At 44.4% G+C, this 16371-nt stretch carries 11 protein-coding genes; 8 read left to right on the top strand and 3 right to left on the bottom strand.

Annotation, left to right across the window (positions count from 1 at the left end; all coding sequences use genetic code 11):
- The first annotated feature begins 6 nt into the window (after nucleotides 1-6).
- The 5 genes from DW205_RS01590 (at nucleotide 7) to DW205_RS01570 (ending at nucleotide 9953) form a co-directional block, all read left to right on the top strand.
- A complete protein-coding gene (locus DW205_RS01590; RefSeq protein ID WP_008778341.1) occupies nucleotides 7-1533 on the top strand; it encodes an arylsulfatase in 1527 nt (508 codons plus the stop codon).
- A gap of 100 nt (nucleotides 1534-1633) precedes the next feature.
- Complete coding sequence (locus DW205_RS01585; protein ID WP_005862204.1) at nucleotides 1634-3034, top strand: Gfo/Idh/MocA family protein; 1401 nt, start codon at nucleotides 1634-1636, stop codon at nucleotides 3032-3034.
- Nucleotides 3035-3179: 145 nt separating this feature from the next.
- Entirely contained in the window at nucleotides 3180-4436 is a 1257-nt protein-coding gene (locus tag DW205_RS01580) for a Gfo/Idh/MocA family oxidoreductase (protein ID WP_005862206.1), read from the top strand.
- 12 nt (nucleotides 4437-4448) lie between these two features.
- Nucleotides 4449-7916, top strand: coding sequence for a DUF1080 domain-containing protein (locus DW205_RS01575; RefSeq protein WP_005862209.1), 3468 nt, complete (start codon nucleotides 4449-4451; stop codon nucleotides 7914-7916).
- 138 nt (nucleotides 7917-8054) lie between these two features.
- Nucleotides 8055-9953 carry an ATP-binding protein gene (locus DW205_RS01570; protein ID WP_005862211.1) on the top strand — a complete coding sequence of 633 codons (1899 nt, stop codon included), beginning with the start codon at nucleotides 8055-8057 and terminating at the stop codon, nucleotides 9951-9953.
- On the opposite strand, the gene upp is transcribed toward DW205_RS01570, so the two are convergent.
- The 3 genes from upp to DW205_RS01555 form a co-directional block, all read right to left on the bottom strand.
- Nucleotides 9896-10549 (bottom strand): uracil phosphoribosyltransferase, encoded by a 654-nt coding sequence (gene upp / locus DW205_RS01565; protein ID WP_005862213.1) that lies wholly within the window; start codon nucleotides 10547-10549, stop codon nucleotides 9896-9898. The two genes, DW205_RS01570 and upp, sit on opposite strands and share 58 nt — an antisense overlap.
- A 153-nt stretch (nucleotides 10550-10702) precedes the next feature.
- On the bottom strand, nucleotides 10703-10987 hold the full coding sequence (locus DW205_RS01560; RefSeq protein ID WP_005856836.1) for an HU family DNA-binding protein: 285 nt from the start codon (nucleotides 10985-10987) through the stop codon (nucleotides 10703-10705).
- A gap of 182 nt (nucleotides 10988-11169) precedes the next feature.
- Nucleotides 11170-12006, bottom strand: a complete 837-nt coding sequence (locus DW205_RS01555) for a hypothetical protein (protein ID WP_005856838.1) — start codon at nucleotides 12004-12006, stop codon at nucleotides 11170-11172.
- Nucleotides 12007-12106: 100 nt separating this feature from the next.
- Between DW205_RS01555 and murB the strand changes: the two genes are divergently transcribed.
- The 3 genes from murB (at nucleotide 12107) to DW205_RS01540 (ending at nucleotide 16371) form a co-directional block, all read left to right on the top strand.
- On the top strand, nucleotides 12107-13120 hold the full coding sequence (murB, locus tag DW205_RS01550) for a UDP-N-acetylmuramate dehydrogenase (RefSeq protein WP_005862217.1): 1014 nt from the start codon (nucleotides 12107-12109) through the stop codon (nucleotides 13118-13120).
- A complete protein-coding gene (locus DW205_RS01545) occupies nucleotides 13120-13875 on the top strand; it encodes an MBL fold metallo-hydrolase (RefSeq protein WP_005862219.1) in 756 nt (251 codons plus the stop codon). Before murB ends, DW205_RS01545 begins: the two co-directional genes overlap by 1 nt.
- A 117-nt stretch (nucleotides 13876-13992) precedes the next feature.
- The gene (locus DW205_RS01540) at nucleotides 13993-16371 is read left to right on the top strand and encodes an SLBB domain-containing protein (protein ID WP_005862221.1); all 2379 of its coding nucleotides are present in this window, start codon (nucleotides 13993-13995) and stop codon (nucleotides 16369-16371) included.

The following is a 16371-nucleotide window of genomic DNA, read 5'->3' as shown; positions in this document are numbered from 1 at the left end:
TAAGCGATGAATAAGTATTGTATAATGAGTGTGTTGGCAGGGTTTTCCTTGCCAACAACTTTAATAGCTCAATCAGCTCCCCGGCAACCTAACGTGGTGATCATCGTAGCTGATGATCTCGGGTATGGTGATCTAAGCTGTTACGGGGCTCATCGCATACAGACTCCGGGAATGGATCGTATCGCAAATGAAGGCATACGCTTTACGCAAGGTTATTGTACGGCGGCTACTTCTACCCCCAGCCGGTATTCCTTGCTTACCGGATTATATCCTTGGACAAATAGGGAAGCCAAAATACTTCCCGGCAATGCGGCTCTGATTATCAATACTCAACAGGTTACCTTGCCAAAGGTGATGAAGCAAGCGGGCTATGTCACCGGCTCGGTCGGCAAATGGCATTTGGGATTAGGTGACGGGGCGGTAGACTGGAACAAGCTGGTTTATCCCGGAGCGAAAGAGATCGGTTACGACTATTCTTTTATCCAAGCTGCTACCAATGACCGGGTTCCCTGTATCTTTATCGAGAATGGGAGAGGTGTAAACCTCGATCCGAACGATCCTCTCTATGTCAGTTATAAGGAGAATTTCCCCGGGGAACCGACTGGGAAGGATAATCCTGAATTACTGAGAATGCTCCCGAGTGTCGGGCATGCCGGCGCTATCGTAAACGGTGTACCTCGAATTGGTTTCCAGAAAGGAGGCAAGACCGCCCAATGGAAAGATGAGGATATGGCAGAGTTGTTCCTTGAGAAGGCGAAAGGTTTTATGAAAAAGAATAAGGATAAACCTTTCTTCCTGTACTATGGCTTGCATCAACCACATGTACCTCGTGTACCGAACGAGAGATTCGCGGGTAAGTCGGGGATGGGACCTCGTGGAGATGTTATCTTGGAAGCGGATTGGTGCGTGACCGAATTCTTGAAGGAAATGGATAAGTTGGGGCTAACGGAAAATACATTAGTTATTTTCACTAGCGATAACGGACCGGTTCTGGATGACGGTTATCAAGATCAAGCCGTGGAATTGGTTGGGGATCATAAGATGGCCGGACCGCTTCGTGGAGGAAAGACGAGCTTGTATGATGGTGGAACCTGTATCCCGTTCATGCTTCGTTGGCCTGCGGAAGTTAAGCCGGGCGCTGTGTCGGATGCCTTGGTTTGCCAGATGGATTTGTTAGCCTCGCTGTCGGCGTTGATCGGACAGACCTATTCTGATAAGGTAGATAGCCAAAACACCTTGCCTGTCTTTCTAGGAAAAGATGGTAATGGGCGAAAGGAACTTGTCTTGGAAGGTTATTTCAATTATGCGCTACGTGATGGTGATTGGGTCATGATCCCACCGTATCCGGATACCTATGGCGATGCGGAGGAGGCTGCCTTTGCCGGAAATAGTAACTGTTATCAATTATATAATGTAAAGGAAGACATCGGTCAGCAAGTTAATTTGGCGGAAAAAGAACCTATAAGACTTCGACAGATGATGATGACCTTCGAGAGGCTAAAAAGGGAAACCGGAAAGATAACGAACTTTTAGTCTTGGACTCTTTATTTTTCAAAATACTCAATAACGTTTTGATTGAAAAAATATTTTTTTAATTTTGTATCCTCAAAACACAAACTAATTTATAAAATATATGGAAAACACTCGTCGTTCATTCCTTAAGAAAGTATCTGCCGCCGGTATTGGTGCCGCAGGCTTGGCAATGGCCGGAAACGCCGGAGCTACAACAACCGCCGCTGAACCCCAAAAGAAAAAAACAGCCGGTAAAGATGATGGTAAATTACGTTTCGGTTTCATCGGAACGGGTTCTAGATGCCATGAGCATATTAATAATGTATTGGCGATCCCCGGTAATAAGATCGTAGCGATTTGCGATATCCAACAGGGCCCGATCGATAGTACCTTGAAACATATCGCTAAATTTAATGTTCCTGCTCCGAAAGTTTACAAAGGGGGTGAACGTGAATTTGAGAATATGTTGAACAACGAGGAATTTGATTGCGTGATTATCGCTAGTCCTTGGGAATGGCACGTTCCGATGTCTGTCGCCGCTATGAAGGCTGGTGTTCCTTATGTAGGCGTGGAGGTTTCCGCCGCTAATACGATCGAGGAGTGCTGGGATTTGGTAAATGTTTCGGAAGCAACCGGAAGCCATTTGAATATCATGGAGAACGTATGTTATCGTCGTGACTGTATGGCTGCGTTGAATATGGTTCGCCAAGGTTTGTTCGGCGAGATATTGCATGGTACTTGTGGTTATGAGCATGACTTGCGTGAGGTGAAATTCAACGATGGAACTCATTACAACTATGTACCGGGCAGTGGTGATCTTCGTATGGGCCCGACGGCTTTCGCCGAGGCTCAATGGCGTACGAACCATTCCGTACATCGTAATGGCGATATCTATCCGACTCACGGTATCGGACCGATAGCAAATTGCATGGATATCAACCGTGGTAACCGCTTCCTTTCTTTATCCGCTATGGCTACTCAATCTCGTGGATTGCATAAGTTTATCGTGGATAATGGGGGTGAGAATCATCCGTTGGCGAAGGTCAACTTCAATTTGGGAGATATCGTGACTTCTATGATTAAGTGTTCTAATGGACAAACGATCATCGTAACCCATGATACGAATTCTCCTCGTCCTTATTCATTAGGTTTCCGTGTTCAAGGAACTGAGGGTTTATGGATGAATGATGGCGATCATGTATATGTACAAGGAAAGTCTAAGCCTCATCGTTGGGATGATTCCGATGAATGGTTCAAGAAATATGATCATAAATTGTGGGCTTCTTTAGAGTCTCAAGCTGCTGAGGCCGGACACGGTGGTATGGACTTTATCATGATGTACGACTTGATCGACGCTATCCGTAATAAGAAACCGGCTCCAATGGATTGCTATGACGCTGCCGCTTGGAGCGCTATCTCCGGCTTGTCAGAGATGTCAATCGCTCGTGGTGGTGCTTTGGTAGACTTCCCGGATTTCACCCGCGGACAATGGATTCACCGTAAGCCGCAATTCGCTTTGTAATAAATTTTCATAAAATACTAGGGAAGGATGTCTTTGTTAAAGGCATCCTTTTCTTTTTTATATACATTTTTCTTGTCTCTTCGAGTATTATGATTATTTTTGTCACTCAAGTTAATCTATTCTATCTAAATTTTAAATTCGTACTATGAAGACAAACAGAAGAGACTTCCTGAAGACTCTTGGAGGAATCGCGGCATTTACGATTGTACCGCGCCACGTGTTGGGTAATGGATTCATCGCTCCAAGTGATCAATTGACAAAAGGAATTATCGGTACAGGTGGTATGGGCCGTGGACATGTGGACTATGCCGGGACTCGTCTTGTCGCCGTGTGTGACGTCGATAAGAATCATCTGGAGCTAGGTAAACAGTTGGTAAAGGATAAGATTGCCGCATACCATGATTTTCGTGATTTGATTCTAGATCCCAATGTAGATATCGTTCATATAGCTACGCCTCCTCACTGGCATGGTATCATGTCTGTCGAGGCCGCTAAAGCAGGAAAAGATATTTGGTGCGAGAAGCCTATGACCCGTACGATCGGGGAGGGTAAACGGGTAATGGAAGCCGTGAAGCAATACGGGCGTATGTTCCGCTTGAACACTTGGTTCCGTTTCGCTGATCCGTTCTATGGACTGGGCACTCCCGTGAAACCTTTGAAGAAACTGGTTCAAAGTGGTATGTTGGGCTGGCCGCTAAAGGTAACGATCAGCAAGCATACCGGTTTCGACTGGAAGTTCTATTGGGTTGGTAAAGAATATCTGGAACCGCAATCGGTGCCTAGTGAGCTGGATTATGATTTCTGGTTGGGGCCGGCTCCTTACAAACCTTATAACCCGCATCGTGTGCATCAGACATTCCGTGGATACTGGGATTATGACGGCGGTGGTTTAGGGGATATGGGACAGCATTATATTGACCCTGTACAATATTTTTTAGGAAAAGATAATACCAGCCCGGTTAAGGTAGAGGTGGATGCTCCGCAACAACATCCGGACGCCGTGGGTACTTGGCGCTCGATTACGTATACCTATGAGGATGGTTGCCAGATCGTACTTTGGGGAGGTGATTACGGGGATCCGAACACACCTTATATTTCCGGACCGAACGGGAATGTTTATAAGAATTTCGTATGTGATATCCCGGATTGGGAGAAAAAGTTATCCGATTATCCCGAACCTGAGCCACAGGTTACCGACTTTATCGAGTGCGTAAAGACTCGTCAGCCTTTTGCCTTGAATGAGCGTAATGGCTTCCGTTCCGCTACGATCGTGAACATGGGTGCCGTAGCCCTTCGTTTGAATCGTACGCTTCACTTTGATCCCGTAAAACTGGAATTTATTAATGATGAGGCCGCTAATCGTTTGTTGGATCAGCCGATGAGAGCGCCTTGGAATATTTAAACACATACACATATGAAAAAAGTATATATATCAATTGCCAGCTTATTGTTGTGCGGTAGCATGTTAATGGCTCAAAGCCCGGCTAATCGTACATCGAAGACGATCGTTGCCGATGTACTGGCACAGATGCCGGCGGAGCAACAAGCTGAATATAACAAATTAATTAATGACCTAAGCTCCACTGGCGAGGAAGGGGTCTTGATGTTGATTAACAAGATTAACGCTCCGGGAAAAGGCAGTAACTCGAACGTGGATTATGCGTTGAGCGGATTGACTCACTACGTGATGGCGAAAGGTGAGGAAAATGCCCGTCTAGCAACAGCCAACGCATATTTGAAAGCCTTGGATAAGGTGAGCGACCGGGAGACAAAGGCTTTTATTATCCGGCAGCTTCAATTACTGGGAAAAGATGAGTGTGTGGATACGCTGGCTAGCTATTTGAACGATGAGAGCCTAAGCGGTCCTGCTGCCCGTGCGTTATCCGCAATCCGTACCGATAACGCTAAGAAGGTTTTGGTGGCTTCCTTGATGCGTCGTTCCGGTACTCCGAAGACGCAAAAAAATATTATCCGTGCGATCGCTGACGTGCAAATCGCTGATGCGGAAAATGTATTGAAAGTGATGCTTAGTTCCAGCGATGAGAATATGCAGAAAGAGGTTCTTTATGCGTTGAGTCGTGTAGGTTCTAAAGCTTCTCTAGGCGATTTAGCCGCCGCTGCCGAGAAAGCCGGTTATAAAATGGAAAAGACCGGGGCGAATGAGGCGTATATCGCTTTGATAAAACGTGTCCTTGAGCAAGGCGATACCAAAGATGCGGAGAAAGCAGCGAATGATTTATTGAAGAAGTCTACGAAAGCAGGTATGACACAGACCCGTGAGGCCGCTCTTCAGATTCTATTGGCCGCTAAGCCGGAAGCTGCTACGAAGAATTTATTATCGGCTTTGAAAGATACGGATAAGGGATACCGTAATGCGGCTTTGAACTTCGCTTCGGGTTTCGCTGATCAAAATGTTTATATCGAGGTCATGAAACACATGTTAAAGGCGAAGCCGGAAGTCAAGGTGGATATCTTGAACTGGATAGGCCGTGAAAGCAAATGCCCGTCTAAACATGACATGATCAAGAATCTGGAACTTCGTTTTGATCTACCAGCGAGACAAGTTCTTTTGGACCAATTGAAAGATAAGGATTTCTATGTGCAACAGGCCGCTGTTTGGGCTTTGGTTAAAATCGGTGATAAGAGTGTCATTCCTGTGCTGGCGGATTTGTTGAAGAGCAATGACAAGCAAGTGATATTATTGGGTCAAGATGCTTTGATGGCATTTAACGGCGATATTGATCAAGCGGTCGCTAAAGTGATCCCGTCCGCTTCCGATGCCGGGAAAATCGCTGGTTTGGAGCTGTTGGCGATACGTATGGCCGACGCGAATCTAAATACGGTACTGGATCAGATTAAATCCGGCTCATCAGAGGTGAAGAAAGCCGCTTATACCGCATTGAAAGATGTAGTATCCGAGAAAGATTTCACTTTATTGTGCGGAATGTTGGAGACTGCGGAGGCTTCAGCTGTCGCTCCGCTTCAAGATGCGATCATTGCCGCTATCTCTAAACAACCGGCGGCAACTCAAGTATCTAACGTGAATCGCCGTATGATACAAGCGGGAGACAGCAAGAGATATCTTTATTATAAGGTCTTATCAGCGACTGGCGAGAAAGAGGCTTTGGCTACGATCGTGGAAGGATTGAATAAAGGGAATGGAGCGGCCAAGGATGCGGCTCTTGACGCTTTGTTGGCATGGAAGGGTATTGAGGCTGCCGATGAACTATTTAAGGTTTGCCAATCAGCCTCTTCCGATCAAGTATTCGACAGGGCGTTAAAGCGTTATGTGCAGTTGGTATCTAATCCGGCATTTACGAGAGAGAATCGTTTGTTGAGCTTGCGGAAAGTCATGGAGATCGCCCGGACGAGTGAGCAAAAGGCTCTTATTTTACGTCAGATCCAACGGGCGGATACCTTCTTGGCATTGATGTATGCGTCGGAATTCTTGGATTCAAGCGATGTGGCTGTTCGTTCTGCGGCTGTTTATGCGGTTTGGAATATCGCTCGTAACCATCCGGAATATAAGGGTGACAATGTGAAGGCAATCTTGAAACGTGTTTTGACCATGTTTGACGGGGAAGACGCTCGTTATGATATCGATGCCTTGAAGCAACATTTAGATGCGATGCCGGACGAGGTTGGATTTGTCTCTATCTTTAATGGTAAGGATTTAACGGGTTGGAAAGGTTTGGTTGAGAATCCGATCGCCCGTGCGAAAATGAAACCGGCTCAATTGGCGAAAGCGCAGGAGAAGGCGGATGAGAATATGCGTCGTGACTGGAAAGTGGAGAATGGCCTGTTAGTATTTGACGGTACTGGGTACGATAACCTATGTACTGAAAAGCAATATGGTGATTTCGAGATGTATGTTGATTGGATGTTGGATCCTAAAGGACCTGAGGCTGATGCCGGTATTTATCTGCGTGGTACTCCTCAAGTCCAGATCTGGGATACTTCTCGGGTAAATGTTGGTGCGCAAGTAGGTTCCGGAGGCTTGTATAACAATCAGGTAAATGAGAGCAAGCCTTCGAAAGTGGCCGATAATAAACTAGGTGAATGGAATTCCTTCTATATTAAGATGGTTGGCGACCGTGTGACGGTTGTCTTGAACGGAGAAAAAGTGGTAGATAACGTGATTCTGGAAAACTATTGGGATCGCAAGCTTCCGATTTTCCCGGTAGAGCAAATCGAGATGCAAGCTCATGGCAGCAAGGTCTATTACCGTAATATCTACGTAAAGGAATTGGAAAAACAAGAACCGTTCAAATTATCGCCGGAAGAGGAAAAAGAAGGCTTCAAGGTTTTGTTTGACGGAACGAATATGCATGAATGGACTGGAAACACGGTTGATTATATCTTGGAAGATGGCTGTATCTCTATGGTTCCAAGCAGTAGTTTCGGAGGTAATCTGTACACCAAGAAGGAATACGGAAACTTTATCTATCGTTTTGATTTCCAGTTAACCCCGGGAGCTAATAACGGTGTCGGTATCCGTACGCCGATGGAAGGAGACGCAGCATATGTAGGTATGGAAGTGCAGGTCTTGGATTGTGAACATCCTATTTACCAAGGAAACATCACTCCGCTGCAACATCATGGTTCCGTATACGGTATCATTCCCGCCCGTGAGGATCATCCGAAAGCGTTCAAGCCGGTTGGAGAATGGAATACGGAAGAGATCATGGCGGATGGCGATCATATCCGTGTGACGGTGAATGGAGTCGTAATCTTGGATGGAAATATTCGGGATGCCGTGAAGAATGGTACGCCGGATGGAAAGGAGCATCCGGGTTTGTTTAACAAAAAAGGTCATATAGGTTTCTTAGGACATGGTTCCCCTGTCAAATTCCGCAATATTCGTATCAAGGAATTGAAATAATTTATATCAGGCTTTGAATATAGAAAGAGATTGTCTTGAGTGATTCGAGACAATCTCTTTTTTATTATAGGGGATTTATACTATTTAAATTATATCTTTGTGAAATCATAGTGTAATTTTATCGGAAGGGATATTTTTATGGAGGATATACAGACTCAATTGGATCAATGTAAATTGTTATTGGATAGAGCGGAAGTTGGCTTGTGGGAAGCCGATTTTGTTCAAAGAAGTTATATCTGTTCCGATTATTTAATGAGTATATTTGGGAAGAAGGGGAATAATCTCTCTTTTTTTGAATTTTACTATATAATCCGGGAAGACTTTAGGGATCTGATTACTACGGATTTTTTATCGATCCAATCTGTCGATACGTATGAGCAGATATTTCCGATAATAACACCGACTGGGGAAAAATGGGTACGCTCCAGATTATGTGAGCGTAAGTTGAATAATGGAGTGTGCGTAAAAGCGTTGGGCATATTACAGATTTTACCTAATTTCAAACTGAAAGAGGAAAAGATTAGTAAGATGATCGATCATAATGAGATGATCTTCCGAAAGCTATATGTAAATTTACCTGTGGGGGTCGAGCTTTATGACAGGGACGGTTACTTGATTGACCTGAACGCAAAGGATATGGAGATATTCGGTATCCGGTCAAAGAAGGACGTTTTAGGAGTCAATATTTTTAGCAACCCGATTATGCCTAAAGATGTGATCAAGAAACTCAAGGAGAATAAATCCGTGAATTTCCGGCTGAATTATTCGTTTAAGAAGGTCGATGATTATTATAACACCTCGAAAGTAGGCGAGATGGATATCGTTACCAAGGCCAGTATTTTATATGACCAAAGAGGTGAACCTTCCAGCTATTTACTTATTAATTTGGATAATACGGAAAAGATGATCGCCTATAACCGTATTTCTGAGTTTGAGAATGTATTTACCTTGGTCAGCGTATACGCTAAAGTCGGTTATGCCCTTTATGACTTATATACCTTTGAGGGCTATGCCATTAAGCAATGGTATGAGAATATGGGAGAGAAGGATGGAACCCCCTTGTCCCAAATTATTGGGATTTATTCTTATATTCATCCGAACGACGCTGGATATATAAACTCATTCTTTGAGGAGGTGAAACAGGGTAAAGCGCATCATTTCCGTAGGGAAGTGCGTGTGAAGTCTGGTGACGGATGGAAATGGATTTGCGCCAATATCACCCGTAACCCTCAAAGCGTAGACCCGAATAAACCGGAGATGATCTGTATTAATTACGATATCACGGAGTTAAAGGACTCTCAATTGAAAAGGGAAAGGGCGGAAGAACTGGATCGTTTGAAGTCTGCCTTCCTAGCGAATATGAGTCATGAGATTCGTACGCCATTAAATGCCATTGTCGGTTTTTCTCAATTATTGGCGGAAACGGATGATCCCGAGGAGAGGCATGAGTTTGTGGAAATCATCGATAGCAACAATCGGATGTTGCTTCAATTGATCAGTGATATTCTAGACTTGGCAAAAATTGAATCCGGTACGATGGATTTAAAGTTCGCCGATATGAACGTAAAAGAGGTGATCAATGAGATCGTGACCTCATTCCGTATCAAGATGCCCGATAACGTAGCTCTGATCGCTCCCCAAGATTCACCGGAATGCCAAATCTATAGCGATCGTATGCGGCTGACGCAGGTAATATCCAATTTCCTTAACAACGCGATCAAGTATACGAGCGAAGGTTGTATCACCTTAGCTTACGAGATCATAGGTGATGAGATAAAATTCTCCGTGACTGATACGGGGGATGGCATGAGCCAAGAGATACAAGCCCATATCTTTGATCGTTTCTATAAAGGAAATACGTTTAAACAAGGTACGGGCTTGGGGCTATCTATTTGCGAGACCATCGTAAATAGGCTAGGTGGTCGGATCGGTGTAAATTCCGAGTTGGGCAAAGGCAGTACGTTTTGGTTTACGCATCCCTATTCCTTCTCGCCGAACGCTAAATCTCCTGCATCGCCTAATCCGGGAACGATATAAGAATGATCGTCGAGGTCATTATCTAATGCGGCGATCCAGATTGTAGTCTTGTCATCCGGCATTTTCTTCTGCAAGTATTCCAAGGCTTGTTTGCTTGAGATGATGGAGGCTACGTGTACATGGTCGGGTACTCCTTTGGTCAGCAGGGCCTCATACGCCAGTTCCATAGAGCTTCCGGTGGCCAACATCGGGTCGGATATGATCAAGGTTTTACCTGTTAAGCGAGGAGAGGCGATATATTCGATATGAATATCAAAATTCAAACGGTCTTTATATTTGCGGTAAGCGGATACGAAAGCGTTCTCCGCATTATCCAGATACCGAAGGAAACCTTGGTGGAATGGAAGCCCGGCACGCAAGATCGTACTAATCACGATTTGATCGTCCGGCGTATTCATCGGGGCTATACCTAGCGGGGACTGGATGTCTTTCGTACTGTAATGAAATTCCTTACTGATCTCGTAAGCCATGATTTCTCCGATACGCTCAACATTGCGACGGAAACGAAGGCTGTCTTTTTGTATGTCTACATCTCTAAGTTCTGCAACAAACTTGTTTAATATGGAATTTGTGTCTCCAAGATTGACGATTCTCATGAGTCTTTTTTTTGAGTCCAAAAGTAATCATTTCCGGACACTAAAAATCATAAGTATGAAATTTTTCATTCATACTTATAAATGAAAGATTTCATACTTATGATTTTTTATCCCCTTACCGGGGATATTTTTACTACGTTTTCGGTTACTTTATTATTTCAGGTGGGCATTCATCGCCTCAAGGAGGAATTTACCCGGTTTGAATTTTACGGTCGTACGAGCGGGGATCATTACCGGAGTACCTGTTTTAGGATTTCTGGCAAGACGCTGTGTTTGCGGTCTTGGGATCAGTGTTCCAAATCCGACAAGTACGATTTCCTCATTTTCGGACATACGCTCAGTTACGATCTCGATGTAAGCATCCAATACTTTCTTTGCTTCTTGCTTTTGTAACCCGGTCTTGTCTGCTAAAGCCTCTATAAGTTCTGCTTTGTTCATAAATGCAAATTTTTTAAATTGTTAAACACTACAAATGTACACTTTGAAGCTGGTTTTATAGTTACGTTTTGCAAAGATACATTTGCATTTGAGTTTCTTATTAAACAAGGCCTACAGATGTTTGTTACATTTTTAAGAACAAAAAATGTTAATAATGTGTCAGTTTGCGAATTTCGAAACATTTATTGAATCTTGATATACCCGATTCGTGTGTACTTGATAGTACGGGATTCTATATGTTTTAAGACCTTAGCGGAAGTCAAAGTCAATTTTTCCCCTACTTGGAAAGCATGAGCGCCCGGTGGCAACGTTTGCGTGGTAAGACTACGATCTTTCGCTTTTATCCTCAATAAAAAGTAATTTCCGGCGATGTCCACGGCCGTGAGCAATTGATCTACATAGAAATATTCGGTACCACGGATAATCTGTGTCTTGTAAGAATCGTCTTCAATGCGGACTTTTGTGATTGTTAACTTTAAATCGCTCAATTTTTCTCCCGGTGTTCCTACAAAGCGGCTTACAGGCATTTTGTATTTCTTACGGGTCTGTAGGTCGAGATAGATTTTACTGTAGGTCACCGCTAACTCTTTAAAACGCATCTCGCTTTTTACGTGAGGCTCATATTTATCGGCTATCCAAACGACGTATCGGGGATCGATCGTATAGATGTCATGCAAATGGTATCCTCTGTATTTACCGAAAGAAATAATATCGTCTCCATTATCGGGAGAGTCTTTGATATCTGTCGTTATAAATAAAGGTAGAAAGGAGTTGCTTACCATCTTAATCGCCTTATTCACCGAGCTGATGGCATTCAAGTCGAGATTCGCCAAATAGACCGTCGGATGATAAGTGGCCGAAGGCGTAAAGAACCAAAGCGTATAATATAAGGTCTTTGAGGTAGGCAAAAGAATGTAGTACCGCCCTTTGTCTGACGTTTTTCCTCGATTGAACGTGTTTAACTTGTCGAGGATCATCTTCTGTATTTCACCGGATATGCCGGACGTGTTCTCATCCATACGATCAACTCTATATACAAATCTACTGAAAAAATCCGGAACTACATAATTTGCGGATGAGTTATTTATGACTACTTTTGCCCTAAAAATAAAATAGACGATGAGAATAGAGCAGAATTATTCGTTGGAGAAACACAATACGTTCCATCTCCCAGTAAAGACACGTTGGTTCATGGAGTATGAGACGGAGGAGGAGTTGCAACGAATCTTACATGATGAATACTTTCAGGAATGTTTATCCTTGCATATAGGAGGCGGGAGCAATCTATTGTTCATCAACGATTATAATGGCATTATCATCCATTCCCGAATCAAGGGGATTTCTATCTCGGCGGAAACGGACGAGTATGTATCGCTTCGTGTCGGGGCTGCGGAGATCTGGGATGATGTCGTGGCATACGCCGTATCGAAAGGTTGGGGAGGTATAGAGAATCTTTCTTTAATACCCGGTGAGGCGGGCGCTGCCGCTATCCAGAACATCGGGGCTTATGGCATGGAGATCAAGGATGTGATCGAGAGAGTGGAGGCTTATAACCAGTTGACATTCGAGAAACGGACTTTTACGAATACGGATTGTGAATATGGATATCGTAATAGTTATTTCAAGAATGAGCATCATGACCCCCACATCATAACTTATATTACGCTTCGACTATCCAAGAACCCTAGCTTTTCGGTTAATTATGGGAACTTAAAGGAGGAGTTGACGAAATATCCGGAAGTTACTTTGGAAACGATCCGTGAGGCTGTCATAACAATTCGCAGGCAGAAGCTTCCCGATCCGGAAGTATTAGGCAACGCAGGCAGTTTCTTTATGAACCCGATAATTACGGCAGAGCATTTTGAGAAATTGAAAAAGCAATTCCCGGAAATCCCGTCTTATCCCGCTTCGGAAGGAAAGATCAAGGTTCCGGCCGGTTGGTTGATCGAGCAATGTGGGTTTAAGGGTAAAAACCATGGGCCGGTAGGTGTTTACGAGAAACAAGCGTTGGTATTAGTGAATTTAGGAGATGCCCGGGGGCATGAGATCGCGTTGGTCGCGGAGAGCATTCGTACCGCCGTAAAAGATCGTTTCGGTATAGAGCTTATGCCTGAGGTTAAATATGTCGGATAATGAAAATCGTTTTTTTAGGAACAGGAACGTCTACGGGCAATCCTGAGATAGGTTGCCAATGTGAGGTATGTACTAGTAAAGACCCCCGTGATTGGCGTCTACGGGCTTCGATCTTGGTAGAGACGGAAGGGAAACGGATATTGATCGATTGTGGTCCGGACTTCCGTTGGCAAATGATAACCAATAAGATTTACTATTTTGACGCCGTTTTAGTAACTCATGAGCACTACGATCATGTAGGTGGCTTAGATGATCTACGTCCTTTTGGCCGGTATAAAGATGTGGATATTTATGCGGAAGACAATGTCGTGGAGGCGATAAAGACTCGCATCCCTTATGTCTTCCGGGAGCATAAATATCCGGGAGTGCCTAATTTGGTTTTGCATACGATCGGGACGAAACCGTTTGAGGCCGCCGGTGTCATGATCACTCCGATCCGTGTAATGCACGCTAAGCTGCCGATCTTAGGTTTCCGTATCGGCAATATGGCTTACTTGACCGACCTTAAATATCTTCCGGAAGAAGAGTACGCTAAGTTGGAAAACCTTGATGTATTGGTTATTGATGCCCTTCGGAAAGGAGAGCATCAATCGCATGAGAGTCTGGAGGAAGCCTTAGCGAATATATCCCGTATCCAGCCCAAGGAGGCCTATTTAATCCATATGAGTCATCGCATAGGGTTGCATGCGGTCATTGAAAAAGAGTTGCCTCCGCATGTACATTACTCATATGATGGATTAACGGTGACTTTTTAAGTCATATATTGAAAAGATTCTTTATCTTTGCCAGCTGAAAATCTAGAGAATAGCTGCTTTTTTAAGTTAGTCGCTTATAGCAGGAGTGGTATATAATAAAAAACAATAATAGACTGTATGAATTTATCGTTTAAGAACGTACTATGCGTATGTTGCTTATTGCTGTCGGGATCTGTGTATGCACAGGTTCCGCAAGACTTGATTGACAAGGCGAAAGCCGCTGGAATGTCGGATACGCAGATCCAGCAGGAATTAGCCAAGCGTATGAAACAAGAAGGGGGATCAGTCGGATCTCAAGCTACCGCTACCGATGCGAAGGTTAGCGACCGGGTAATGCCGGTAATCGATGAAGGACAATCCTTAGAAGCCCAACGTAGAAATAATCTTCCTGCTTCAGCCATGGAGAATACCGTATTCGGGCATGAAATCTTCTCAAACAAGAACTTATCTTTTGCCCCAGATTTAAACATCCCTACACCTAAGGATTATGTGCTTTCCGCTGGTGATGAGTTATTGATTAATGTATGGGGAGATTCCGAGCTAAACTTGAAATTAAAGATCTCTCCGGATGGTACGATCCTTGTACCAAATTTAGGTCCGGTGTCGGTCAGTGGATTGACGATCGCTGGCGCTGAGACTCGTCTGCGTCAGGAGTTGAGCCAGATTATGTCTACGCTGTCTGGTTCGGGAGAGGGGAATACCTTTGTTTCCGTCAGTTTGAGCCAGATTCGTAGCATGAAGGTGAATATTGTCGGCGAGGTAGTCGCTCCCGGTACGTATACATTACCTTCATTCGCCACATTATTTAATGCGTTGTATGCCGCCGGTGGTGTGAATAAGATCGGTTCTTTGCGTAGCATCAAGGTATATCGCAATAGCAAGGAAATCGCTAATCTCGACGTATATGATTATTTATTGAACGGAAAGTACACAACGAATGTTCGTTTGGAAGAGAACGATATGATTATGGTAGGCCCGTACGACCAGTTAGCGGTGGTTCGAGGTAAGGTGAAACGTAATCGTATTTTCGAGTTGCGCAAGGGTGAGACCTTGAAGCAATTGCTGGATATGGCCGGCGGATTTACCGGCGACGCTTATACGAAGGACGTACAAGTGAAGCGTAAATCAGATAGTCGTTACCAGATCTCTACGGTTTCGGAAGATAAGTTCGCTTCTTTCGTGATGCAGGATGGCGATTCTTTGCTGGTAGATTCCGTTATTCCTTTTTATGAGAATCGTTTGATCGTGACGGGAGCAGTATGGCGTCCGGGAGAATATGAGTTAAGTCCGTCGGTTCATACGGTAAAGCAATTGGTAAAACAGGCCGCGGGTCTTAAAGGAGACGAGTTCGCCGGCCGTGCCTTGATTACCCGTTTGAATCCGGATTTCACGACTACGATGATCGCCGTGGATATTCGTGGTATCTTGAACGGTACCGCTCCAGATGTGGAGTTGCAAGCGGAAGACCAATTAAGCATTCCTTCCCTATTCGATTTGCGCGAACCTTATACGATCAAGGTTGGCGGAGCCGTGAATTATCCGGATACGGTGCTTCCGTATCGTCATAATTTGACAATAGAAGACGCTATCATGATGGCAGGTGGTTTAAGAGAGTCGGCTTCTTCTATTAATGTAGAGGTAGCCCGTCGTGTGAAGGATCCTAGTTCCAATCAGAATGTCAACCGGATCGCTGATGTATATAACTTCTCGTTGAGTGAGGACTTCAAGTTGAATGCGGGAGATACGATCTTCACATTGGAGCCGTTCGATGAGGTTTATGTTCGTTTCTCCCCGGGGTATCATGAGCAACAGGTCGTGAAGGTGAACGGCGAGATCACTTTTGCCGGTAGCTATGTATTGGCTACGAAGAACGCTCGCTTGAGTGATATTATCGCGAAAGCGGGAGGAGTTACCCCAGAGTCTTATGTAAAAGGTGCTAGCTTGAAACGTCAGTTGACAGAAGATGAATTGAAACGCATGGAGACCCTTCTGGCTTTAAGTGAGGCGAATAAGCAAAGCCGGGATTCCATCGGTGTAGCGTTGATGAATGTGAAGGACTATTCCGTAGGTATTGATTTAGAGAAAGCGTTGGCAAATCCGGGTAGTATCGATGACGTTGTGCTTCGTGACGGCGATGAGCTTTATATCCCGCAGATGCAAAGTACGGTGAAGATGAGCGGAGCCGTGACTTACCCAAACAGCGTGACTTACACGAAAGGTATGTCGGTTATGGATTGCTTGTCTCAAGCCGGTGGTTATAATGATATCGCACGTAAGTATCCGATCGTAATATATATGAATGGTAAGGTCGCTACGACGAAGCGTACCGCTATCTTTTTCAAGCGTTATCCGAAAGTGGAGCCGGGCTGTGAGATCGTAGTTCCGACGAAGACGCAACGTGAGCGCCGAAGCTTGGCTGAGATCATGAGTATCAGTAGCTCCGCTACCTCTATGGCCGCGATGATTACCTCTATTGTTAACATGATTAAAAACTAA

Origin of the sequence: Parabacteroides sp. AM17-47 (assembly GCF_003434625.1) — a bacterium.
GTDB lineage: Bacteria > Bacteroidota > Bacteroidia > Bacteroidales > Tannerellaceae > Parabacteroides > Parabacteroides distasonis.
This window is presented reverse-complemented; position numbering and strand designations above follow the sequence as displayed.